Source organism: Bradyrhizobium sp. RT6a, assembly GCF_040547675.1.
Lineage (GTDB): Bacteria > Pseudomonadota > Alphaproteobacteria > Rhizobiales > Xanthobacteraceae > Bradyrhizobium.
The window spans coordinates 1,338,067-1,360,199 of the sequence record NZ_JBEPQC010000002.1 but is presented as its reverse complement, the minus strand read 5'-3'; the positions used below and the strand labels follow the sequence as shown (position 1 = coordinate 1,360,199).

The window sequence follows — 22,133 nt, the reverse complement described above, 5'->3', positions numbered from 1 at the left end:
CACCGTCAAGGCACCGTCGGCCCCAAATTGGGGGGCGGAGCGGCTCAGTGGGCGCCCTTGAGCGTGCACGACGTGCTGCAGGTGACGGTGTTGCCGTGGTCGCACGCCTTGCAGGCAGCGACGCACTGGTTCATGTCGCGGGGATTGAAGGACGTGTAGTTCCGCATCGCGCAGACCGGGGTCGAGCCGGTGATGTCCTGCTCCTGGTTGCAGGCTGCCGTCATGAGTCCAAACATGATGACCGCAAGGAGGCGCATGGGATCGCCCTGTGAGGCACGCAAAACAATCTCGCGAGGCGCGCTGCACCGCAACGTGCAACGGCATTCCCTCAGCGGAGAAGCACAGCAAGCGTCCCCGCATCTGCATTGAGGATGCGCGCCAAGTGTTAAGAACGGATTGCCGGCGTCAGGCCGCAGCTTTGCTCGCGATGGCCTGCCGCATGTCCACCGCCAATTGGCGGTACTGCTCCGATAGCTTCAGATAAAACTCGCGCTTGGTGCTGTCGGTGGCAAGCCTGGCGATCAGCTCGCATTCGGCGGTGAGCGTCTCGAAGCGTTCGAGCCTGTTCTCAAGTTCTGTCATCGGCGTGTCCCCATCAAACGCCTCAAGGACACCAAACCTAAGCCCGGGAAATAGGTCACGGCGAACATCGTTATCAAGTAGAATCAATTTTTCCCGCGGGGCCGGCTATTTCTGCTCAAGCCGCCAGGCGCCGTCCCAGCCCTCGCCCGGCGGATTGGCTTCGAACTGCGCAATACGGGCAAGCAGCGCGCGCGAAGGACCGTCGCCCGGGACCGCTTCGAGTGCCCCGTTGAAGGCGGCACGGGCTTCGTCGAAGCGGCGGGCGCGATAGGCGGCGAGGCCTCCGGCGTAGTGCGAACGCAGGCTCTCATGCGCGGCCGTGAGCACGCCTGCCCTGCCCATCACCTCGAAGATCGCTTGCGGCGCGCTCTGGCCGGCGACCGCAAGACGGTCGACCTCGCGCAATTCGAGCTGCGAGCCGATCGCATCCGCCGTTGCCTGCGAGATGAGGATACGCGTGCCATAGGTCTTGTTGACGGCCTCCAGCCGCGAGGCGAGGTTCACGGCATCGCCCATCACGGTGAAGCTCATCATCAGCTCGGAGCCGATGCTGCCGGTCAGGACCTCGCCGGTCGCGATGCCGATCCGCAAATCGCACAATGCCGGCATGGCGCGGATGCCGAGCAGATCCGGCAATTGCTTCTGCAGCGCGGGCACCTGATCAGCCATGTCGATGGCGGCAAGGCCTGCGAGCAACGCCGGCTCGTCCTCCTCGATGAAGGGCGGGCCCCAATAGGCCATGATGGCGTCGCCGATATATTTGTCGATGATGCCGCGGTTGCTCCTGATCGGACCGGACATCATCGTGAAATAGTGGTTCATCACCCTGACCAGGCCGCGCGGGGTCATGCCCTCGCTCATCGCGGTGAAGCCGCTCATGTCGCAGAACATGATGGTCATGACCCGGCGCTGGCCGTCGATGGCGACCTCCGGCCGGTCGATCAGGCCCTGCACGACCTTGGGATCGATGTAGCGGCCAAAGGTCTCGCGGATGCGCTCGTTATGCCTGAGCTGTTCGGTCATGCGGTTGAAGGCTGCGGCCAGCTCGCCGATCTCGTCCTGGGTGGAGACGGTGATGGTCTTGTCGAAGCGGCCGGCCTCGACCTCGCGGGTGCCGGCGAGCAGCAGCCGCACCGGGCGCGTAATGCCGCTGGACACCAGGAGCGCAAAGGCAAATCCGAGCACCGCTGCCAGCAAGGTCACGACTCCCGACACGATAATCGCCTGGTATTGCCGACTGATCACCTGCGACGTCGAGAAGAAGACCTGCGTCAGCATGTCGCCGCGGATCGCGTCGACCTTCCGGTTGAACGCATCGCGCATCGAGTCGAGCTGTTCCAGCGTGCCGCGGGCCTCGGCCATGTCCTTGGCCTCGATCTGCTTGAGCAGTTTCGTATTGCCCTCGTCCAGATTGCGCCGCAGCTCGGTGACAGCGCTCTCGATACGAACGTCGAGCCGTGCCAGTGCGGCGTTGTCGGAAGAGGTCCTGGGGTCGTCGATGATGGCGTTGATGAGCTTGCGCGCGGTCTCGGCCTCCTCCTCGAACTTGCGGTCCAATGCCTCGAAATCGCGAAGCCGCGCCGCGTAGGCCTCCTCGTCCGACGCCGTTCCCATCCTCGTCATGACCATTCGCCGCAGCGCCAGCGCCCGCTCCAGCGAGCGGATATTGGCGCGGGCGAGATGGCTGTACGCCGGGATGTAACGGTTGGTCAGCTCGTCCAGGAGGACGCCGACCTGGCTCGACATCACCATCGACAGGATCGAGGTGACCAGCATCAGGACGATCAATCCGAGGGCGATGCCGACGATCTTGCGCCGGATCGACTGGTTGAAAAGCGGCATGGGGTGTGGGCAATGGGCTGAAGGAACTACTATGGAACCCAATACACGCTATTTAGCCGCGGGAATACGCACAATCAGGCCGCCGTGGCGCCGAGAGCCGCCCGCAACCGTCGCGCGAGCCTGACTGGTTAACAAAGGTTAAGAGTCTCGCCGTCACACGAGTTCCCGGCCTCATCCGTATTTTGCCGCATTGTTGCGGGAGCGTGAGGAATGCGAAACGATGTCGTGTCACCGTTTTTGACGCCGTTTTGATTCTCGAGCCGCATATCGTCGCGGACTTTGGTTTGTACTGGTTTCGCAGGGGGACCACGGAATGAACCAGTGCCTACGCTCGCTCGCGTGTGTCGTTGCCGTGGCCGCCTTGGCCTTCATCCCTACCGAGCTGGCAGCGAAGAGCAGTCACAAATCGTCAGCGCCGAAGAAGACGCATGAGGCGAAAGCCGGCAAGCAGCGCCACGCCTCCACCGGCAAAGCGCGGCACGGCAAGCACGCCGAGGCCAAGCGCAAGTCGAAGAAGCAGGACGACGCGCCTTCGGACAAGCCGGCGGCCCCGCCGCTGACCGGCGACCTCGCCGCGCTGAAGGATGCCATCGATCTTGCGCGGAAGGGCAAGACCGAAGACGCAAGTGCGGCGCGCGACCGCATTGCCGACCCAGTCGGACAGAAACTCGCCGACTGGTTCATGCTGCGCCATTCCGAGAGCACGGCGAATTTCAAGCGCTACGCCGCCTTCCTCGCCGCCAATCCGGACTGGCCTAGCAGCGCGCTGCTCCGCCGCCGTGCCGAAGCGCGGCTTTGGCAGGAGAAGGCCGACGCGGCGACCGTGCACAAATTCACCATGGACCGGCCGACCAGCGCCAAGGGCAAGTTCGCGCTCGCCCGCGTGCTGATGACCGAGGGCGACAGCGACAGGGCCGCGCGTCTGGTGCGCGATGCCTGGCGCACCGACGAATTGTCCGAACGCAGCGAGGAAGATGCCTACGAAGCGTTCCGCGATCTCCTGACCACCGAGGATCATCGCGCCCGCATGGACAAGCGCCTCGGCGCCAAGGATTATTCGGGCGCACGGCGCGCAGCCAAGCGGCTCGGCGAGAATGCGCTCGCGATCGTCAAGGCCTGCGCCGCGGTCACCGGCAAGGCCAGCAAGGCCAAGGATTATCTCGAGGACGTCTCAGCCGAGGCGCGCCGCGACCTCGGCTATGTGCTGTGCCGCGCGCAATGGCATCTCCAGAATGACCGCATCGACGACGCGGCCGAGGTGATCCTGGCCGCCGCGCCCGATACGATGGCTGCGCAAGACACCGACGCCTGGTGGCGCGAGCGCCGCCTGCTGGCGCGAAAGCTGCTCGACCAGGGCAAGTTCAAAACCGCCTATGATTTGGTGCGCTCGGCGGCCGTGCCCGCGATGGAAGTCTATCGTGTCGACCATCACTTCATGTGCGGCTGGATCGCGCTGCGCTATCTCGACGATCCCAAGGCGGCGATGACGCACTTCGCCGCGATCGACGAAGGCTCGGCCAACCCGATCGCGCTGTCGCGCGCGCATTATTGGCGCGGCCGCGCGGCCGAGGCGATGAACGCAACCTCCGATGCGCGCCTGAGCTATCAGGCGGCGGCGCGCTATCCGACCGCCTATTACGGCCAGCTCGCCCGCGCCAGGCTTGGTCTCGACCGCATCGAACTGCGCGCGCCCTCGCCCGTGCTGGCAGCAGTCGATACGCCGCCCACGGACGAGCGCGTGCGTGCCGCCGACATGCTGTACGGCGTCGGTGAGCGCGACATGGTGTTTTACTACGCCGAGGATTTCGCCAGGGAGAGTACCGACGTGGCGGCACTCGAAGCGCTCGGCGAGCTCGCCGGCCGGCGCAACGATGCGCGCGTGATGCTGGAGGTCGGCAAGTCGGCGCTGGCGCGCGGGCTCGCGCTCGATCACTACGCCTTCCCGACCATCGGCATCCCTGAACATAAGCAGGTCGCGCCGGCGATCGAGCCCAGCGTGATCTATTCGGTGGCGCGCACCGAAAGCTCGTTCGACCAGCGCGACAAATCGGCCGCCAACGCAGTCGGGTTGATGCAGGTGACGCCGGAAGCGGGCCGCGACACCGCAAAGCGCTTCGGCCTGACCTACGACTGGGACAAGATGGTCTCCGATCCCGTCTACAACACGCAGATGGGCGCGGCCGAGCTCAGCGCGCTGATGTCGGAATACCGCGGCAATCAGATCATGACCTTCGCCGGCTACAATGCCGGCCGGGGCCGCGTGCGCGAATGGGTGCAGGCGCGCGGCGACCCCAGGGATCCCAAGGTCGATCCGGTCGATTGGGTCGAGCGGATCCCGCTGTCGGAGACGCGCAACTACGTTCAGCGCGTGATCGAGAACGTGCTGGTCTACCGTGCGAGGTTTGAGGCCAGCAGCGTCGTCGCGGCGAAGTCCGAGCAGCGCGTTACGACGCCGAACGTGGGCGCGATGCCGACGGCATCGGCCGCAGCCGCCGCGCCCTAGCTTCGCGACGCCGGGGCTGGACGCGGCGTGAAGCTGGATGCAGTGACTGCGACCGACCTCTCTGCGCGGGTCCGCATCGTTTGGCGAGCCGTCACCTCCTTCCGTGGTCAGAGGGTTCGTACGCGCGCAGAAATGCTTCCGTCAGCGAGCGCGAGAGCGCGCCCGTCTGCAGTATCCGGTTCCAGCTCGACACCGTAATCGCTTCGAGCGAACTGCGGTAAGGCCAGAGCATTTCCACCGTTGTCTGCTGATATCGACGGTAGCAATCATAGTCGCAGTACCGCCGCTCAGCGGGCACATGGCGGACGTAACTCGCGCCCAGCGGCTGCGCGCACGCGCTGCAGGTACCGCCGTGGCGAGGCCCTTCCTGATTGACGAGCATGAATCTCATCGTCATGTCCTCTCACCCTGACGGCAGATCCACCGCCGGTTTCGCTCCCCTGCCGCTCAAGACGCCGCTCGTGTGCGCCCCTCGATCAGCGGCGCAGCTTCGCCATGAAGCGCGTAACACTCGTAGCCGCAGTAGGGCAGCAGCGTCTTCGCATCGCGCAGATAGCCGCCGCTGATCTCCTCGCAGCACCAGAGGCAGAACGTTTTGCGGAAAGGGGTCCTGCCGTTCACCAATATGAACCTCATGTGGCACCTCCGAGCGCAAAGCAGTAGACCGTGTCGACGAGAGAGGCGGACGGCGGCGGCGCGCAAAGATGGTTGCGGCCGTCGGGATTATCCCTGTTTCGCTCGACCTTCTGAGGCGGAATGAGGATGTATTTCCCGTCTTCCCGGCGCAGCGCGTAGATGCTCCCCTCGACTCGCCGTATCTCGGTCGGGTAGCAGTCGGCGTTGTTGCAGCAAGTCAGCACCGGATTATCCGGCATGTGCCAACTCGAATAGAACTGCTCGTGCAGGAGCAGATCCCGAGGCGGATGACGACGATGTGCGCCATCCTGTCCGGCCTCGTCCGCCTCCGCTCCCGTCATCAACGAAAGCGGCAGCGTGATCGCCAAGAGGAGCTTGCAACAACGGTTCAACGCGCAGCCTCCCGATCCAGAATCGCCGAACGCAGCGGATCCGGTGACTGGTGCTTACGCCGCCTGGGACCGAAACAGCCATCGGCGATCGCGTTCGCGGCGCGCCCTGAAGCGATCGAGACATTTCCGGGAGCAAAGCGGCGCTCGCCAGGAATAATACCGGATCAGGCCGAACTTCCCGCTGCAGACGGCGCAGCTTTTTGCGGCGGAAGGGCGCTCGGAGTGTTCGGGCTTATCGCACATGATCCTCTCCTCCTGGCCTCTGATGGGCGCCTCTGGCGGTCGAGGATCCCACGGGCGCTGATGCACAATCATCACGTTCGTCAACGAAATGCGGCTTCTCAATCGTGACCAGCCAGATCATCGGCAAGTCAGCGCCGGCGGAGGCGAAGCTGGCCTCTTGAGTGCACGACGCCGCGCTACTCGACTGTTCATGCGTCGCGATCGACACCACTGGATTGCCGGTGAGACTAGTCCCCATGTGACGGGCCGCTCAATTGTACGGAGGTAAATGCAGCGTATGACTAGGATTGCGCGACCTATACATAGGTTTGTCCGGTGATTTACCGGAGTTTCGTCCGCTCGCAACGAGACGGCGCAACACTGGCAAGCTGCACGGAGCCCGCGAACTTTCGATGCGGAATCCTGCTTCGATCAGGGAATTGCCCCTGCTGTCGCAAAGTGCTCTACTCGCCCTGCCCCACGCGGGCCGGGACGCTTGCGATGATGCCTGGCCAGATCGCAAAATTAGGGAATTCGGCCGCGCAATTCCTGCTCGGCGGCCTTGCGGCGCTTCGATCTCTCGGCAATGCGGCGAAAGACAAGCCCGCGACTGGAGAAGGCTGGCGGCAGGACAATGCCGACCTGCGCGACGCCGTGAAGCAATGGCGACAAGTGTTCGAGCACAATCCGGTCATGTATTTCATGGTCGATCCGGCCGGAACGGTGCTCAACGTGAATACATTTGGCGCCGCGCAACTGGGCTACACGACGGCCGAGTTGACCGGCCAATCTGTGCTGAACGTCTTTTTCGAAGAGGACCGCGATTTCGTTCGTCGCTGTGTCGGGCTGTGCCTGGAAACCGTGGACCAGTCGCACACCTGGGAGATTCGCAAGATCCGGAAGGACGGCTCGGTTCTCTGGGTCCGTGAGAACGCCAAGGCCATGCAGCGCGGCGACGGCACGCCGATCGTGCTGGTCGCCTGCGAAAACATCACCCAACGCAAGGAGGCGGAGGATGCGCTGCGGCAGAGCGAGGCCTACCTTGCCCAAGCGCAGGAGTTGAGCCGCACCGGCAGCTTCGGCCTGAGCCTGGCAACCCGCGAGGCCGTCTGGTCCAGGGAGACCTTTCGCATCTTCCAGCGTGACCCGCAGGTCAAACCGACGCTCGATTTTGTTTTCCAGCGCATCCATCCGGAAGATCGCAATGCGGTCAGCAAGACCCTTGATGGGGCCTTCCGTGACGTCGGCGATTTCGACCATGAATATCGCCTGCTGATGCCCGATGGATCGATCAAATATCTCCATTCCGTGGCACGCGCGGTGAGACATGGATCCGGCCACATCGAGTTTGTCGGAGCGGTCACTGACGTCACTACGGCAAAGGAAACCGAACAGCGACTGCGTCGCAGCGAAGCCTATCTGACCGAAGCCCAGCGCCTCAGCCACACGAGCAGCTGGGCCTGGGACGTGCGCCGTCAGGAATTCGCTTACCGATCGGCCGAACTCTATCGCCTGTTCGGATTTAACCCGGACCAGATTGATCTGTCGGCGCAGGCTTTCCAACAACGGATCCTCGCCGAAGACTTTAAGCGGATCGTCGATGTGGAACGTCAGGCAATCCGGCAAAAGCAGCCTTTCGAAGTTGATTTTCGGATTGTGCGTCCGGACGGTTCGGTACGACACGTCCATACGGAGGGGCATCCCGTCGTCGGCGGGGACGGCGATGTGACGGAGATCATCGGCACCCACGTCGATGTCACTGAGCAGTTTGCCGCAAGACAAGCGCTGCAAAAAGCCTTTGACGAGCTCAAGCTGTCCGAGCAGCGATTTCGCGACTATGCCGAAACCGCCTCGGACTGGTTTTGGGAGAGCGGGCCGGACCACCGTATCACACGGATTTCGGAACATGCCGACACGGCCGGTCCCGTGCCCACGGGCGTGATCGGCCTCGCCCGTTGGGACATTCCGCCCGACGCCGAGCTCGAGCCAGAGAAGTGGGAGCGGCATCGCGCGACGCTCGATGCCCACCTTCCGTTTCGCGACCTGGTCTACCGAAGCAAGGATCGCAACGGATCTCCGATCTACGTGCGCACCAGCGGCAAGCCCTTGCACGACGCGAACGGCAACTTTCTCGGCTATCGTGGCGTCAGCAGCGACGTGACGGCGGCCATCCGCGCCGAGCAGGCCGAGGAAGCACTGCGCAAGGCGCAAGCCGAGCTTGCTCACGTTACGCGCGTCACGATGCTCGGCGAACTTACGGCCTCGATCGCCCACGAGATCAATCAGCCCTTGGCCGCCGTGATCTCCAATGCGGATGCCTGCATCGGATGGCTCGATCGCGAACCGGCCGACCTGAATGCCGCGCGCCGTTCCGTGGAATGGATCGTCGAGGACGCCAATCGCGCCAGCGAGGTGATCCGCCGGATCAGAGCGCTTGCGAAAAAGACCGAGATCGAGATGGCTCCGGTCGACATGAACCAGCTCGTCAGGGAGACCGTGGCGCTCGTCCGGCGCGAGCTTGCCACCCATGCCGTGTCGGTGCGAATGGAGCTGGCGTCCGCTCTGCCCAGAGTCTGCGGCGACCGGATCCAGCTCCAGCAGGTGCTGATCAACTTGGTCATGAACGGGATTGAAGCCATGCACGCCAATGCGGAACGCCCGCGCGAGCTTGCGATCCGCTCCAGCCAGGTGAGCGAGCACGGCGAAGGTCGCATGCTCTTGACCGTGACAGATCGCGGGGTCGGCCTTGGCAACAGCGCGACGGAGCGCATCTTCACACCTTTCTTCACGACAAAGCCGAGCGGGCTGGGGATGGGACTGTCGATCTGCCGATCGATCATCGAGGCTCATGCGGGCCGGCTCTCGGCCCTCCCCAATGACGGAAGCGGAGCAACATTCCAGATTGCCCTGCCCTTGCCGATCGAGGACACGTCGTGACCGACATTCCCAAGGCGGCGACGGTGCAGACGAGTTCCGACGATCCGATCGTCTTGATCGTCGACGACGATCCATCGATGCGCCGTGCGCTCACCAACCTCTTTCAATCCGTCGGTCTCAAGGTCGAGGCTTTCGGCTCCGCGGCGGAGATCATGGAAGCCAAGCCACCGGCGGTCCCCAGCTGCCTTGTGCTCGACATCCGCCTGCCGGGCTCAAGCGGCTTTGACCTGCAGTCGGACCTAGCGAAGGCGAACATTCACACGCCCATTATCTTCATCACCGGTCATGGTGATATTCCGATGACCGTCAGGGCCATGAAGAGCGGCGCGATCGATTTTCTGACCAAGCCGGTGCGCGACCAGGACATGCTCGATGCGGTCCGGGCCGCGATCGAACGGGATCGCAAGCGACGCAATGCAGAGGAGTCGGTCGCGGGAGTGCGGTCCCGCTTCGAGGGTTTGAGCGCGCGCCAGCGCGACATCCTCACTCTGGTGGCATCCGGCCTGATGAACAAGCAGGTCGCTGCCGAGCTTGGATTGGCCGAGATTACCGTCAAGATCTATCGTGGGCAGATCATGCGGAAAATGGGCGCCAAGTCGTTGGCCGATCTCGTCAGAATGGTGGAGGCGCTCGGAATCTCACGCCCGGGCGGAAAGGTGCAAACCTAAGTATGCTTTTCAAGCTCGCTCCAAGGGCTCACTTTCGCCAAGTGCGGCACCGTGATCGGCGGCTCCCCGATCAGGAGCGATCATCTTGTCAATCCCGTTGGCCATTTCCGTCATTGACGATGATCGATCAGTCCGCCTTGCGACCAATAATCTGCTGACGTCGCGGGGATACACGGTCAACATCTTTCGCTCCGCTGACGAATTTCTTCAATCGGCCGAACTGAGGACGACGTCCTGCGTGATCGCGGATGTGCAGATGTCGTTGATGGGCGGCCTTGAGCTCTTGACGCACATGCGCAGCCTTGGTCACCACACGCCCTTCATCTTCATGACGGCTTTTCCCGACGATGCCGTGCGCGACCGCGCGCTGAAAGCGGGCGCTATCTGCTTTCTCGCGAAGCCGTTCTCCACGCCCGCTCTGCTTGAATGTCTGCGGATGGCCCTGTCCGGCTCCGATCAAACCGAGACATGATACGCCGGCGCCGAGCCCTGCGACACGGCGCTCAATCCACCTTGATGTTCGCCGCCTTGATCATCGGCCACCACTTCGCGATCTCAGCCTTCTGGCGGGTGCCGAGGGCCTCGGGCGTGAGCTGATCCTGGGGTGTCATCTCCAGCCCCTGGCTTTCCAGCTGCTTCTTCACGCCGGGATCGCTCAGCGCTTCCACGGCCGCGGCATTGAGTTTGGCGACGATCGCCTTCGGCGTGCCCTTCGGCACCCACATGCCGGACCAGAGCGTCATGTTGAACCCCTTCAGGCCCGCCTCCTCCGCCGTTGGGATGTCGGGCGCCGACGCGAGGCGCTTGTCATCGGTGATGGCGTAGGCGCGAATGGTGCCGGCGCGGACCTGGTTGATGGAGTTCGAGGTCTGGTCGACGATGACGTCGATCTGGCCGGCGATGAGGTCGTTCAGGGCGGGCGCGGTGCCGCGATACGGCACGTATTGCAGCTTGATGCCGCTGACGCTCTCGAAATAGACCCCGGCGATGTGGCTACCGGAACCCGCGCCCGCGGTGCCCGCCGTCGGCGGCGACGGCCGCGATTTCAGCCAATCCAGCAGCTCCTTCAGCGAGGTCGCGGGCACCGCGTTCTTGCTGACGACGATCATCGGATTGCTCGGCAGCAGCACCACCGGCTCCAGGTCCGCGACCAGGTCGTAATTGAGCTTGTAGACGGCGCCGTTGGCGACGTGGGTGCCGAGATGGCCGAACGAGATCGTGTAGCCGTCGGGGGCCGAATGCAGGGCACGGCCGACGCCGATCGAGCCGCCTGCGCCAGTGACGTTCTCGATCACCAGCGGCTGGCCGAGCGCCGTGCGCATCCGCTCGGCAAGCACGCGGGCCATCGCATCCGACGGCCCGCCGGCGGCAAAGGGCACGATGATCGTGATCGGACGCGAGGGATAGTCGTCGGCGCGCGCGGCGCCCGCAACATTGAGAATAGCAAACAGCGCAGCCCAGGCGGCTTTCATTGTCTTCTCCCCAGCAATGTCATTGTTGTTTTTGTCTCTTCCCGCGTACGGGAAGAGGGATCGTTCGTGAAGAGGCGAATTGACGCGCTAGAACTGCGAATAGTCGATCGGCTTGTGGCGATCCAGCGTGCGGTCGACCTTCGGCAACGGGTATTTCAGGCCGGTGGCGCAGTTGAACAGCATGACGCGATCGGACTTGCTGACGCGGCCGTCGGCGAGGCTGTCCTTGTAGGCAGCGTAGGTTGCAGCGCCTTCGGGGCAAAGTAGCAGCCCCTCCTCGCGCGCGACCTCGTTCAGCGCGGCAGAGATCTTGTCATCGTCGACCGCAATGGCAAAGCCCTTGCTCTCGCGCACCGCGCGCAGGATCAGAAAGTCGCCGATCGCCTGCGGCACGCGAATGCCTGACGCGATGGTGTGGGCGTCCTCCCAGCGTGTCGCATGCTCGGTACCGGCTTCGTACGCACGCACCATCGGCGCGCAGCCCGAGGCCTGCACCGCGACCATGCGCGGGCGCTTGCTGCCGATGAAGCCGATTTTCTCGAGCTCGTCGAAGGCCTTCCACATCCCGATCAGGCCGGTGCCGCCGCCGGTCGGATAGAAGATCACGTCGGGTACGTCCCAGCCGAGCTGCTCGGCGAGTTCGAGTCCCATCGTCTTCTTGCCTTCGATGCGGTACGGCTCCTTCAAGGTCGAGGTATCGAACCAGCCGACTTTCGCCTTGCCCTCGCCGACGATCTTGCCGCAATCGTCGATATAGCCGTTGACGCGGTACACGGTCGCGCCCTGCAGCTCGATCTCGCTGACGTTCACCTCAGGCGTATCGGCCGGGCAGAAGATCGTGGTCTTGATGCCGCAGGAGGTCGCGTAGGCCGCGAGCGCCGCGCCGGCATTGCCGTTGGTCGGCATCGCCATGTGCTTGATGCCGAGCGCCTTGCCCATCGACACCGCCATCACGAGGCCGCGCGCTTTGAACGAGCCGGTCGGCAGGCGCCCCTCGTCCTTGACGATGATCTCGCCGCCGCCGAGTTTGGCACCAAGCTTCGGCAGCCGGATCAGCGGCGTCGTGACCTCGCCGAGCGAGACGATGTCCTTGCATTTGCGCACGGGAAGCAGCTCGCGGTAGCGCCACATGTCGGCGGGGCGTTGGCTAAGCGCGTCCTTGGTCAGCACCTTCTTCACGCCGGCGAGATCGTAGCGGACCAAAAGGGGCTTGCCGGCCTTGGAGAGGTTGTGGACCTGATCGGCCGCGTAGTGATCGCCCTCCATCGCGCATTCCAGATGAGTGACGAAGGTCGGGCGTTCGATGGTGAGGTTGTCGTTGTCTTGCATGGGGTGATTTCCTTCTTATTCTGGTGTTCTCAATGTCTATCCCGTCACCCTGAGGTGCCGGAGCGAAGCGGAGGCCTCGAAGGGCGACGAGCCCGGCTGCTGTATCTCGGCCGTGCATCCTTCGAGGCTCGCTGCGCTCGCACCTCAGGATGACGGGTCTGATGTCAAATGTTCAGCACCCTTCCATACGCATCCAGCACGGCTTCCTTCATCATTTCCGACAAGGTCGGATGCGGGAACACGGTGTGCATCAGCTCTTCTTCTGTCGTCTCCAGGTTCATCGCGACGACGTAGCCCTGGATCAGCTCGGTCACCTCAGCTCCCACCATGTGGGCGCCGAGCAGCTGGCCGGTCTTCTTGTCGAAGATCACCTTGACCATGCCCTGGTCCTCGCCGAGCGCGATCGCCTTGCCGTTGCCGACGAAGGGGAAGCGGCCGACGCGGATCTCGCGGCCGCTCTCCTTGGCCTTGGCTTCGGTCAGACCGACCGATGCGACCTGCGGGTTGCAATAGGTGCAGCCGGGGATCATCAGCTTGTCCATGGGGTGCGGATGCAGACCCTTGATGGCCTCGACGCAGATCACGCCCTCATGCTCGGCCTTGTGGGCCAGCATCGGGGGACCCGCGACGTCGCCGATGGCGTAGATGCCGGGAATGTTGGTCTTGCCGTAGCCGTCGATCACGATGCAGCCGCGGTCGGTTTTGACGCCGAGCTTCTCGAGACCGAGATTCTCGATGTTGCCGACGACGCCAACCGCCGAGATCACGCGCTCGAACTCGGCGGTCTGCTTCGCCTTGCCGTCGTCGAGCGTCGCGATCACGCTGTCGCTCTTCTTCTCGAGCTTCGTCACGCCCGTGTTGGTGAGGATCTTGATGCCCTGCTTCTCGAGGCGCTTGCGGGCAAGACCGGCAATCTCGGCGTCCTCGACCGGCAGGATCTGCGGCAGCACCTCGACCACCGTGACATCGGAGCCCATCGTCTTGAAGAAAGATGCGAACTCGATCCCGATCGCGCCCGAGCCCATCACCAGCAGCGATTTCGGCATCCGTTCCGGGACCATCGCTTCGAAGTAGGTCCAGATCAGCTTCTTGTCGGGTTCGAGGCCCGGCAGCACCCGCGGTCGCGCGCCAGTCGCGACGATGATGTGCTTGGCCTGATAAGCGCCCTCGCCGAGCGCACCCTTGGGCCCTTCGGCGTCGGACTTCTTCACCGTGACCTTGCCAGGCGCGTCGATCGAGGCTGCGCCCCAGATCACGCTGACCTTGTTCTTCTTCATCAGGAAGCCGACGCCGTCGTTGAGCCGCTTGGAGACGCCGCGCGAGCGCTGCACCACCGCCTTCGGATCAAACGAGACGTTGTCCGCCGACAGGCCATAGTCCTTGGCGTGCTGCATGTAGTGGTAGATCTCGGCGGAGCGCAGCAGCGCCTTGGTCGGGATGCAGCCCCAGTTCAGGCAGATGCCGCCGAGATAGGATTTCTCGACGATCGCGACCTTGAAGCCGAGCTGGGCGGCGCGGATCGCTGTGACGTAGCCACCGGGACCGGAGCCGATGATGATGATGTCGAAGGATGTATCGGCCATGGCGGCTCCCGTTCAACTCAAGAGGCGCCGCGGGCGCGGCGCTTGATCAGAAAAGACCTCACCAGCCATTCGAGCGTCGTCACCAAAGCCATCACGGCCAAGGCAATCAGCACGATCGGCTGGGCGATGTTCCGTGCCAATTGTTCGCCGGCAAAGAACGCGGAGTAAAGAAAATCGAGCCCAATCGGGTTGAGCGCGACGACTGTTCCAAGCAGCAGCGACACCCATGGCCAACGGGTACGGACATACAACGTTGCCCCCTCTACCGCGCGTCAGACCATCATCATGACGGGGTTTTCGATCAGCTGCTTGAAGGCACCGATCAGCTCGGCGCCGAGCGCGCCGTCGATGGCGCGGTGATCGCAGGACAGGGTCACGCTCATCATGTTGGCGATCTCGATCTTGCCGCCGCGGACCACAGGCCGCTCCTCGCTGGTGCCGACCGCGAGGATGGTCGCATGCGGCGGATTGATCACGGCGGTGAAGTGGCTGATGCCGAACATGCCAAGGTTCGAGACAGCCGTCGTGCCGCCCTGGTACTCCTCCGGCTTCAGCTTGCGCGAGCGGGCGCGTGTCGCAAAATCCTTCATCTCGCTGGAGATGGTCGACAGCGTCTTGGTCTCGGCCTTGCGGATGATCGGCGTGATCAGGCCGCCGGGCATCGCCACCGCGACGCCGACGTCGGAATGGTGGTGCTTGACCATGCCGGATTCGGTCCAGCTCACATTGCAATTCGGGATCTTCTGCAGCGCCACCGCCATCGCCTTGATGACGAAGTCGTTGACGGAGATCTTGTAGAGCGGCTTCTTCTCCTTGTCCTTGGGAGCAGCCGCATTGATCTCCTCGCGCGCGGCGAGCAGCTTGCCGATGTCGCAGTCGATGGTGAGGTAGAAGTGCGGGACGTTCTGGATCGACGCGGTTAAACGTTGGGCAATGGTGCGGCGCATGCCGTCATGCGGGACGACCTCGTAAGAGCCCGGCTCGAACAGCGACAGGATCTGCTTGTCCGACATGGTCGGCGCGGTCGAGGGCGCGCCTGACGGCGTCGCCGCGGGAGCCTTGAGGCCCTTGCCGGACTTGGCCTGCTCGATGTCGCGTGCCACCACACGGCCGTGTGGGCCGGTGCCTGTTACCATCGACACGTCAAGGCCGGATTCCTTGGCGAGACGTCGCGCGAGCGGCGATGAGAACACGCGGCCGGCATGGCCGTTGCTCTGCGCGGCGGGGGCTGCGGCAGCTTGCGGCGCTGGTGCGACGGCGGGCGCCGGCGCGGCCTTGGGCGCGGCAGGCGCGGGAGCCGGTGCAGCCGCAGGAGCTTCAGCGGCTTTCGGAGGTGCGGCCGAAGCGCTGGGCTTGGCGGCACCTGCCGCTTTCACGTCCTCGCCCTCGCCGGCCAGCACCGCGATCACGTCGTTGACCGGGACGTCCTGCGTGCCCTCGGGCACAAGGATCCTGGCGATCGTGCCCTCGTCGATGGCTTCGACCTCCATGGTCGCCTTGTCGGTCTCGATCTCGGCGATGACGTCGCCGGATTTGACCTTGTCGCCTTCCTTCTTCAGCCACTTGGCGAGGTTGCCCTTCTCCATCGTCGGCGAAAGAGCGGGCATCAGGATGTTGATGGGCATGCTGACCTCACGAAGAACTTCTCAAAACGTCGGCCCCGGGAGCGAGGACGAACAGACCAGGTTTAGTTGCCGATGTCGCCCTGCCACAGGCGCTCATTGGCAGGATTATAACGCCAGTTCTTCATCATGGTGATGGAGCGGTCGTCCGCAAGATCGATCCAGGGGATGCCGAACTTGTCGAGGATGTCCTTGGAGCCCGGGAAGGTGACGGATTCCCCGATGACCACCAGTTGGACCTTGAACAGAGCGAGCGCGCCGGCGCACATCGAGCACGGCGACAGCGTGGTGTACATGACGGTGTCGTGGAATGTAATCGCGCCAGCCTCGCGCAGGCAGCTCATCTCGCCGTGCAGGATCACGTTGTTCTCCTGCACCCGGTTGTTGTGCCCGCGAGCGATGATCTGGTTGTCGCGCGTCAGCACCGCACCGATCGGCAGGCCGCCTTGCGCGATCGAGGCTTCCGCCTCACGGATCGCCTCCAGCATGAAATCGAAATGATAGGATTCGATCGCCACGGTCAGTGCCCCTTCCCGCGCGGCGTCGTGGTGCCGGTGTCGGTGGGACGCTCGATCTCGGCCTGGAACATCTCGATGATCCGGTTCAGCGCGTCCTCCTCGGTGTATTCGCTTTCGCGCGCATAGGCGCGTGCGGCGTGACGGGCAAGATCGACGAGCAGCAGGCCCCACATGTCCGGTTCGTCGAAAGCCCGCTGGAACGCCATCGACAGCCCGCCGTCCAGCACGAACACGCGCAGGATCTCGACCGCATCATCGCGGACGAGGACATCGGGTGGTAATGGCTGCTCCTTCGGACCCGCCATGGTCTACCTGTAGCAGACGGCTTTGGCGGCCTCGACCACTTCGGCAGCCGAAGGCAGCGCGAGCTTTTCCAGGTTCGCGGCATAGGGCATCGGCACGTCCTTGCCTGAGACCCGGGCGACCGGCGCATCCAGATAGTCGAAGGCGTTCTCCATGATCCGCGCGGCGATCTCGGCGCCGACACCGCTCTGGGCCCAGCCCTCTTCCACCGTGACGGCACGTCCCGTCTTCTTGACGGAGTTGACGATGGTCTCGGTGTCCATCGGACGCAGCGTGCGCAGGTCGATCACTTCGGCCTCGATGCCGTCCTTGGCGAGTTCGTCGGCGGCCTTCAGCGCGTAGCTCATGCCGTTCGACCACGAGATGATCGTGACATGGCTGCCGGAGCGCACGATGCGCGCCTTGCCGATCGGAATCACGAAATCGTCGAGCTTCGGCACCTCGCCAGTGTGGCCGTAGAGCATTTCGTTCTCGAGGAAGATCACCGGATTGGGATCGCGGATCGCAGCCTTGAGCAGGCCCTTGTAATCAGCGGCCGAGAACGGCGCGACGACCTTGAGGCCCGGGACGTTCGAATACCAGGACGAATAATCCTGGCTGTGCTGGGCGGCCACGCGGGAAGCGGCGCCGTTGGGCCCGCGGAACACGATCGAGCAGCCCATCTGGCCCCCGGACATATAAAGCGTCTTGGCCGCGGAGTTGATGATCTGGTCGATTGCCTGCATGGCAAAGTTGAAGGTCATGAACTCGACGATCGGCTTCAACCCGCTCATCGCGGCGCCGACCCCGATGCCGGCAAAGCCGTGCTCCGTGATCGGCGTGTCGATGACGCGCTTGGCGCCGAATTCCTGAAGCAGCCCTTGCGTCACCTTGTAGGCGCCTTGGTATTCAGCGACCTCTTCGCCCATCACGAAGACGTCGGCGTTGCGGCGCATCTCTTCGGCCATGGCATCGCGCAGGGCTTCGCGGATGGTCTGCGTCACCATCTCGGTGCCGGCGGGCACTTCCGGATCGGGCTCTGCGACGGCCTGCGGTGCCGGCGCAGCTTTGGGAGCTGGAGCCTCGGCCTTCGCCGCGGCAGGGGCTGCTGACTCGGCGGCCTTCTGCTGCTGGGCAGGCGCGGGAGCCTTGGCGAGATCGGCGGCACTCTCGCCATCGGCCAGAATCGTCGCGATCGGCGTGTTCACGGCAACGTCGGCGGTGCCCTCGGGGATCAGGATCTTGCCGAGCGTACCTTCATCGGTCGCCTCGACCTCCATGGTCGCCTTGTCGGTCTCGATCTCGGCGATGACGTCGCCTGACTTGATCGTCTCACCCTCTTTTTTCAGCCATTTGGAGAGGTTGCCCTTCTCCATCGTGGGCGACAACGCGGGCATCAGCACTTGAATTGGCATATCGACTCCAAAAGAAAGCTTGCGCGCGTTCAGCGGTAAATATCGGTCCAGAGCTCGGCGGCATCCGGCTCGGGATCATGCTGGGCGAAATCGGCGGATGCGTTGACGATGTCGCGCACCTCGGCGTCGATCGCCTTCAGATCCTGCTCGCTGACCTTGGCGGCCAACAGGCGGTTGCGCACCTGCTCGATCGGATCCTGGTCGTGGCGGACTTTTTCGACCTCCTCGCGCGTTCTGTACTTTGCGGGATCGGACATCGAGTGGCCGCGATAACGGTAGGTCTGCATCTCCAGGATGAAGGGGCCCTTGCCGGCGCGGCACCACGCCGCCGCCTCGTCGCCGGCAGCCTTGACGGCGCGAACGTCCATGCCGTCGACCTGCTGGCCGGGAATGTTGAAGGAGGCGCCGCGCTTGGAGAAATCCTGCTGCGCCGAGGCGCGCGAGACCGACGTGCCCATGGCGTAGCGGTTGTTCTCGATGACGTAGATCACCGGCAGCTTCCAGAGCTCCGCCATGTTGAAGCTCTCATAGACCTGGCCCTGGTTGGCCGCACCGTCGCCGAAATAGGTGACGCTGACATTGTCGTTGTCGCGATAGTGATTGGCAAAAGCGAGCCCGGTGCCGAGCGAGACCTGTGCGCCGACGATGCCGTGGCCGCCGTAAAAGTGCTTCTCCTTGCTGAACATATGCATGGAGCCGCCTTTGCCCTTGGAATAGCCGCCGCGACGGCCCGTGAGCTCGGCCATGACGCCGTTGGCCTCCATGCCCGTGGCGAGCATATGGCCGTGATCGCGATAGCCGGTGATAACCTGATCGCCCGGCTTCAGGGCCATCTGCATCCCGACCACCACGGCCTCCTGGCCGATATAAAGGTGACAGAAGCCGCCGATCGCGCCCATGCCGTAGAGCTGGCCGGCCTTTTCCTCGAACCGCCGGATCAGGAGCATGTCGCGGAGCGCCTTGAGCTCCTGCTCTCTGGTGAATTCCGGGGGCGAACCGCCGTCGGTCTTGTCCTGTGCAGTGCTTGCGGCGGCTTTCTTGGGTGCGGCCATGGGAATTCCGGGTCAGAGAAAACTTCAGCCCTCTCTAACCCAAGTCAAACGCCCTTGGAAAGCACCGCGGCGGCATGGCACGACTTTCATTATGCCGCACTGCAACGTGATCGTAATATTGCAAAATCTTTGACGCGGATCGGGCAACAAATCGACACGGCCGCCGCACTCGCAGATTCGTGCCCGCGTCAAGCAACGTTGAGCCAAACGCGGTCCCGACATTTGGAATGGGCGGCGCAGAACAGCGCCGCCCTCTCCGCCCGGTCGCCCAATCAGAAGAAGCCGAGCTTCTTCGGGCTGTAGCTGACCAGCAGATTCTTGGTCTGCTGGTAGTGATCAAGCATCATCTTGTGAGTCTCGCGCCCGACACCCGACTGCTTGTAGCCGCCGAAGGCCGCATGCGCGGGATAGGCATGGTAGCAGTTGGTCCAGACCCTGCCGGCCTGGATCGCCCGGCCGAAGCGATAGCAGCGGTTGGCGTCGCGGCTCCAGACGCCGGCCCCCAAGCCGTAGAGCGTGTCGTTGGCGATCTCGAGCGCCTCTTCGTCGCTCTTGAAGGTCGTGACCGAAACGACGGGGCCAAAGATCTCCTCCTGGAAGACGCGCATCTTGTTGTGGCCTTCGAACACGGTCGGCTGGACGTAGAAGCCGCCGGCGAGATCGCCGCCGAGCTCCGCGCGTCCGCCGCCGGCCACCACCTTTGCTCCCTCCTGTCTGCCGATGTCGATATAGGAGAGGATTTTTGCGAGCTGCTCGCCCGAGGCCTGCGCACCGATCATGGTGTCGGCCGCGCGCGGATCGCCCTGCTTTATCGCGGCGACGCGCTTCAGCGCCCGCTCCATGAAGCGGTCGTAGATGTCGGCGTGGACCAGCGCCCGGCTCGGACAGGTGCAGACCTCGCCCTGGTTCAGCGCGAACATGACGAAACCTTCGATCGCCTTGTCGAAGAAGTCGTCGTCTTCGGCGGTGACGTCGCTGAAGAAGATGTTGGGCGACTTGCCGCCGAGCTCGAGCGTGACGGGAATGAGGTTCTGGCTGGCATATTGCATGATCAGCCGGCCCGTCGTGGTCTCGCCGGTGAAGGCGATCTTGGCGATGCGCGGGCTCGACGCGAGCGGCTTGCCGGCCTCCAGGCCAAAACCGTTGACGATATTGAGGACGCCGGGCGGCAGCAGATCGCCGATGATCTCGGCCCAGACCATGATCGAGGCCGGGGTCTGCTCGGCCGGTTTGAGCACGACGCAATTGCCTGCGGCGAGCGCGGGCGCGAGCTTCCAGCAGGCCATCAGCAGCGGGAAGTTCCAGGGAATGATCTGGCCGACCACGCCGAGCGGTTCGTGGAAATGGTAGGCGACGGTGTCGTGGTCGATCTCGCCGATCGAGCCTTCCTGGGCGCGGATAGCGCCGGCAAAATAGCGGAAATGATCGATGGCGAGCGGAATGTCCGCTGCGCGAGTCTCGCGGATCGGCTTGCCGTTGTCCCAGGTCTCGGCGATTGCGAGACGCTCGAGATTGTCTTCCATGCGGTCGGCGATCCGGTTCAGGATCGCGGCGCGCTCGGCGACGCTGGTGCGGCCCCAGGCGGCCTTCGCGGCATGCGCTGCATCGAGCGCTGCTTCGACGTCCTGCGCGTCGGAGCGTGCGATCTTGCAGACGATCTGGCCCGTCACCGGCGAGGCGTTGTCGAAATACTTGCCGGAGATCGGCGCGACAAATTTGCCGCCGATGAAATTGTCGTAGCGTTCGGCGAATGGGATTTTGGTGACGCTGAGGAATTCTACCTTGTTCATTGATCACTCCCGATGTTTGCTGTTTGCGCAATTCGTCGCGTGGTCGCGACTTGCGCCGACGATGTCGCGGGAGGCGTGTTCTGTCAGCCCTGATAGGAGCGATGACGGAGCCGACCTGTCGCAGTTCTGCGACAGGTGACGCGGCTGCACGTCGTGCCGCCGCACATACCGACCTCATCCTGAGGAGCGCGCTCTTGCGCGCGTCTCGAAGGATGGCTGGGGGTGACGGTCGGGCCTCTCATGCTTGACGACCGCTTCGCGGTCTCCTCACCATGAGATCTACCAGCAGCTCAATGCGCGTTCAGCTCGAACCGCTTGAGCTTGCGGTGCAGCGTGGCGCGGCTGACGCCGAGGGCCTTGGCCGCCGCCGAGACATTGCCGCCCGCGCGCAACAGCGCTCGCTGCAACACTGCGCGCTGACCGCCGGCAAGATGGTCGCGCGCGGTGTCGCCGCCGAGGAGATCGGCGGCGGGCATCGGCTGCAACGCCCGGCCGGGCGTAATCCCGAGTCCCGCTCGGGCGGACCGGGTCGCGCCGATCACGAGATCGTCCGCATCGACCGCAACGAGGCCGCCGCACTGGCCGTCCGTACCTTGCGTCAGCACGATCCGGGCATGGGCGAAGGCCCTGCGAAACAGATCGGCCTCGATACGCTTGGCCGCCTCACCGGCCGCGAGCGCGATCAGACTGGAAAACACGTCGGTACGGTCGGCGCGGCAGGAGGAGACGTCGAGCACGCCCGCGAACGCAGCCTCATGGTCGTAGATCGGAACGGCGGTGCAGCTCAGAAGCGTGTTGCGGGTGAAGAAATGCTGGTCGCGGTCGATCGTCAGCGGACGTTGCTCGACGAGGCAGGTGCCGATGCCATTGGTGCCCTCATGCTCCTCGCTCCAGAGCGCGCCGGTCCAGAGTCCCCAGGACTGAAATGTCGCGTCGTCCGCCGGGGTACCGCGGCGATCGACCGGCACGCCCTCGCCGTCGGCGAGCAGCACGCAACAGCCGCTGGCGCCGACCGCCTGGTAAAGCCGGTCCATCGCACCTCGCGCAGCGGCGAGCAGCGGCGCGACGCGCTCGCGCGCCCGGTGCAGCTCGGCTTCGCTCAGCCGGTTCGGCGAGCTACGGCCTGCGGGATCAAGACGATGCAATCTGGACGAACGGCGCCACGAGGCCACAAGCGACGAGCGCGCCGCCTGGCCTGACGTAATGGCGGCCTCGACACGAGCCGCGTGATGCCGGGGGGATTGCCCATTCATCACTGTTTCCTCCGGGTGGCAGTTTAGAGCGTGCC

21 protein-coding genes are annotated in these 22,133 nt (G+C 64.0%); 4 read left to right on the top strand and 17 right to left on the bottom strand.

Translation table 11 applies throughout. The features are described 5' to 3' along the window. Nucleotides 1–44: 44 nt before the first annotated feature. From ABIC03_RS16440 to ABIC03_RS16430, 3 genes are all read right to left on the bottom strand, one after another. Nucleotides 45–257, bottom strand: coding sequence for a hypothetical protein (locus tag ABIC03_RS16440; protein ID WP_275171215.1), 213 nt, complete (start codon nt 255–257; stop codon nt 45–47). A 148-nt stretch (nt 258–405) separates the two neighbouring features. Further along, nucleotides 406–582, bottom strand: coding sequence for a hypothetical protein (locus tag ABIC03_RS16435; RefSeq protein WP_007590638.1), 177 nt, complete (start codon nt 580–582; stop codon nt 406–408). Nucleotides 583–687: 105 nt separating this feature from the next. Continuing rightward, complete coding sequence (locus ABIC03_RS16430; protein WP_354059163.1) at nt 688–2,424, bottom strand: adenylate/guanylate cyclase domain-containing protein; 1,737 nt, start codon at nt 2,422–2,424, stop codon at nt 688–690. A gap of 313 nt (nt 2,425–2,737) precedes the next feature. Here ABIC03_RS16430 and ABIC03_RS16425 point away from each other — a divergent pair, with 313 nt between their 5' ends. Beyond that, nucleotides 2,738–4,927 carry a lytic transglycosylase domain-containing protein gene (locus ABIC03_RS16425; protein ID WP_354059161.1) on the top strand — a complete coding sequence of 730 codons (2,190 nt, stop codon included), beginning with the start codon at nt 2,738–2,740 and terminating at the stop codon, nt 4,925–4,927. 91 nt (nt 4,928–5,018) lie between these two features. On the opposite strand, the gene ABIC03_RS16420 is transcribed toward ABIC03_RS16425, so the two are convergent. From ABIC03_RS16420 to ABIC03_RS16410, 3 genes are read right to left on the bottom strand one after another with little or no spacing between them, the layout of a single operon-like run. After that, nucleotides 5,019–5,324, bottom strand: a complete 306-nt coding sequence (locus ABIC03_RS16420; protein ID WP_354059159.1) for a hypothetical protein — start codon at nt 5,322–5,324, stop codon at nt 5,019–5,021. A gap of 50 nt (nt 5,325–5,374) precedes the next feature. Next, on the bottom strand, nt 5,375–5,563 hold the full coding sequence (locus tag ABIC03_RS16415; protein ID WP_007590634.1) for a hypothetical protein: 189 nt from the start codon (nt 5,561–5,563) through the stop codon (nt 5,375–5,377). Beyond that, nucleotides 5,560–5,931, bottom strand: coding sequence for a hypothetical protein (locus ABIC03_RS16410; RefSeq protein WP_275171219.1), 372 nt, complete (start codon nt 5,929–5,931; stop codon nt 5,560–5,562). The genes ABIC03_RS16415 and ABIC03_RS16410 overlap by 4 nt, the downstream gene beginning before the upstream one ends. A gap of 747 nt (nt 5,932–6,678) precedes the next feature. On the opposite strand from ABIC03_RS16410, the gene ABIC03_RS16405 reads away from it, so the two are divergent. The 3 genes from ABIC03_RS16405 to ABIC03_RS16395 all read left to right on the top strand — a co-directional run bounded on the left by ABIC03_RS16405 (nt 6,679) and on the right by ABIC03_RS16395 (nt 10,254). After that, nucleotides 6,679–9,114, top strand: a complete 2,436-nt coding sequence (locus tag ABIC03_RS16405) for a PAS domain S-box protein (RefSeq protein WP_354059156.1) — start codon at nt 6,679–6,681, stop codon at nt 9,112–9,114. Then, the gene (locus ABIC03_RS16400) at nt 9,111–9,782 is read left to right on the top strand and encodes a response regulator transcription factor (RefSeq protein ID WP_275171221.1); all 672 of its coding nucleotides are present in this window, start codon (nt 9,111–9,113) and stop codon (nt 9,780–9,782) included. Before ABIC03_RS16405 ends, ABIC03_RS16400 begins: the two co-directional genes overlap by 4 nt. Before the next feature lie 85 nt (nt 9,783–9,867). Then, entirely contained in the window at nt 9,868–10,254 is a 387-nt protein-coding gene (locus ABIC03_RS16395; protein ID WP_354059153.1) for a response regulator transcription factor, read from the top strand. A gap of 31 nt (nt 10,255–10,285) precedes the next feature. On the opposite strand, the gene ABIC03_RS16390 is transcribed toward ABIC03_RS16395, so the two are convergent. The 11 genes from ABIC03_RS16390 to ABIC03_RS16340 all read right to left on the bottom strand — a co-directional run bounded on the left by ABIC03_RS16390 (nt 10,286) and on the right by ABIC03_RS16340 (nt 22,098). Continuing rightward, nucleotides 10,286–11,254 (bottom strand): tripartite tricarboxylate transporter substrate binding protein BugD, encoded by a 969-nt coding sequence (locus ABIC03_RS16390; RefSeq protein ID WP_354059151.1) that lies wholly within the window; start codon nt 11,252–11,254, stop codon nt 10,286–10,288. 87 nt (nt 11,255–11,341) lie between these two features. After that, complete coding sequence (locus tag ABIC03_RS16385; RefSeq protein WP_354059149.1) at nt 11,342–12,583, bottom strand: threonine synthase; 1,242 nt, start codon at nt 12,581–12,583, stop codon at nt 11,342–11,344. Nucleotides 12,584–12,747: 164 nt separating this feature from the next. Further along, nucleotides 12,748–14,166: a dihydrolipoyl dehydrogenase gene (lpdA, locus tag ABIC03_RS16380; protein ID WP_354059147.1), complete on the bottom strand. Its 1,419-nt coding sequence runs from the start codon at nt 14,164–14,166 to the stop codon at nt 12,748–12,750. Nucleotides 14,167–14,183: 17 nt separating this feature from the next. Beyond that, nucleotides 14,184–14,390 (bottom strand): hypothetical protein, encoded by a 207-nt coding sequence (locus ABIC03_RS16375; RefSeq protein ID WP_275171225.1) that lies wholly within the window; start codon nt 14,388–14,390, stop codon nt 14,184–14,186. A gap of 48 nt (nt 14,391–14,438) precedes the next feature. Continuing rightward, a complete protein-coding gene (locus ABIC03_RS16370) occupies nt 14,439–15,791 on the bottom strand; it encodes a pyruvate dehydrogenase complex dihydrolipoamide acetyltransferase (RefSeq protein ID WP_354059145.1) in 1,353 nt (450 codons plus the stop codon). Nucleotides 15,792–15,853: 62 nt separating this feature from the next. Beyond that, nucleotides 15,854–16,306: a nucleoside deaminase gene (locus ABIC03_RS16365; protein WP_354059143.1), complete on the bottom strand. Its 453-nt coding sequence runs from the start codon at nt 16,304–16,306 to the stop codon at nt 15,854–15,856. A 2-nt stretch (nt 16,307–16,308) separates the two neighbouring features. Beyond that, nucleotides 16,309–16,611, bottom strand: a complete 303-nt coding sequence (locus ABIC03_RS16360) for a DUF5076 domain-containing protein (protein WP_007590623.1) — start codon at nt 16,609–16,611, stop codon at nt 16,309–16,311. A 3-nt stretch (nt 16,612–16,614) separates the two neighbouring features. Next, nucleotides 16,615–18,003, bottom strand: coding sequence for a pyruvate dehydrogenase complex E1 component subunit beta (locus tag ABIC03_RS16355; protein WP_354059141.1), 1,389 nt, complete (start codon nt 18,001–18,003; stop codon nt 16,615–16,617). A gap of 29 nt (nt 18,004–18,032) precedes the next feature. Beyond that, the gene (gene pdhA / locus ABIC03_RS16350) at nt 18,033–19,055 is read right to left on the bottom strand and encodes a pyruvate dehydrogenase (acetyl-transferring) E1 component subunit alpha (RefSeq protein WP_007590620.1); all 1,023 of its coding nucleotides are present in this window, start codon (nt 19,053–19,055) and stop codon (nt 18,033–18,035) included. Nucleotides 19,056–19,327: 272 nt separating this feature from the next. After that, nucleotides 19,328–20,845, bottom strand: a complete 1,518-nt coding sequence (gene adh, locus ABIC03_RS16345; RefSeq protein ID WP_354059138.1) for an aldehyde dehydrogenase — start codon at nt 20,843–20,845, stop codon at nt 19,328–19,330. A 290-nt stretch (nt 20,846–21,135) separates the two neighbouring features. Then, a complete protein-coding gene (locus ABIC03_RS16340) occupies nt 21,136–22,098 on the bottom strand; it encodes a helix-turn-helix domain-containing protein (protein WP_354059136.1) in 963 nt (320 codons plus the stop codon). Nucleotides 22,099–22,133: the final 35 nt, after the last annotated feature.

Bases quoted from the DNA above. Each gene is read 5' to 3' on its own strand.
- ABIC03_RS16440 (WP_275171215.1), bottom strand. From the start codon at position 257: ATGCGCCTCCTTGCGGTCATCATGTTTGGACTCATGACGGCAGCCTGC.
- ABIC03_RS16435 (WP_007590638.1), bottom strand. From the start codon at position 582: ATGACAGAACTTGAGAACAGGCTCGAACGCTTCGAGACGCTCACCGCC.
- ABIC03_RS16430 (WP_354059163.1), bottom strand. From the start codon at position 2,424: ATGCCGCTTTTCAACCAGTCGATCCGGCGCAAGATCGTCGGCATCGCC.
- ABIC03_RS16425 (WP_354059161.1), top strand. From the start codon at position 2,738: ATGAACCAGTGCCTACGCTCGCTCGCGTGTGTCGTTGCCGTGGCCGCC.
- ABIC03_RS16420 (WP_354059159.1), bottom strand. From the start codon at position 5,324: ATGACGATGAGATTCATGCTCGTCAATCAGGAAGGGCCTCGCCACGGC.
- ABIC03_RS16415 (WP_007590634.1), bottom strand. From the start codon at position 5,563: ATGAGGTTCATATTGGTGAACGGCAGGACCCCTTTCCGCAAAACGTTC.
- ABIC03_RS16405 (WP_354059156.1), top strand. From the start codon at position 6,679: ATGATGCCTGGCCAGATCGCAAAATTAGGGAATTCGGCCGCGCAATTC.
- ABIC03_RS16390 (WP_354059151.1), bottom strand. From the start codon at position 11,254: ATGAAAGCCGCCTGGGCTGCGCTGTTTGCTATTCTCAATGTTGCGGGC.
- ABIC03_RS16385 (WP_354059149.1), bottom strand. From the start codon at position 12,583: ATGCAAGACAACGACAACCTCACCATCGAACGCCCGACCTTCGTCACT.
- lpdA (WP_354059147.1), bottom strand. From the start codon at position 14,166: ATGGCCGATACATCCTTCGACATCATCATCATCGGCTCCGGTCCCGGT.
- ABIC03_RS16370 (WP_354059145.1), bottom strand. From the start codon at position 15,791: ATGCCCATCAACATCCTGATGCCCGCTCTTTCGCCGACGATGGAGAAG.
- ABIC03_RS16360 (WP_007590623.1), bottom strand. From the start codon at position 16,611: ATGGCGGGTCCGAAGGAGCAGCCATTACCACCCGATGTCCTCGTCCGC.
- ABIC03_RS16355 (WP_354059141.1), bottom strand. From the start codon at position 18,003: ATGCCAATTCAAGTGCTGATGCCCGCGTTGTCGCCCACGATGGAGAAG.
- pdhA (WP_007590620.1), bottom strand. From the start codon at position 19,055: ATGGCCGCACCCAAGAAAGCCGCCGCAAGCACTGCACAGGACAAGACC.
- adh (WP_354059138.1), bottom strand. From the start codon at position 20,845: ATGAACAAGGTAGAATTCCTCAGCGTCACCAAAATCCCATTCGCCGAA.
- ABIC03_RS16340 (WP_354059136.1), bottom strand. From the start codon at position 22,098: ATGAATGGGCAATCCCCCCGGCATCACGCGGCTCGTGTCGAGGCCGCC.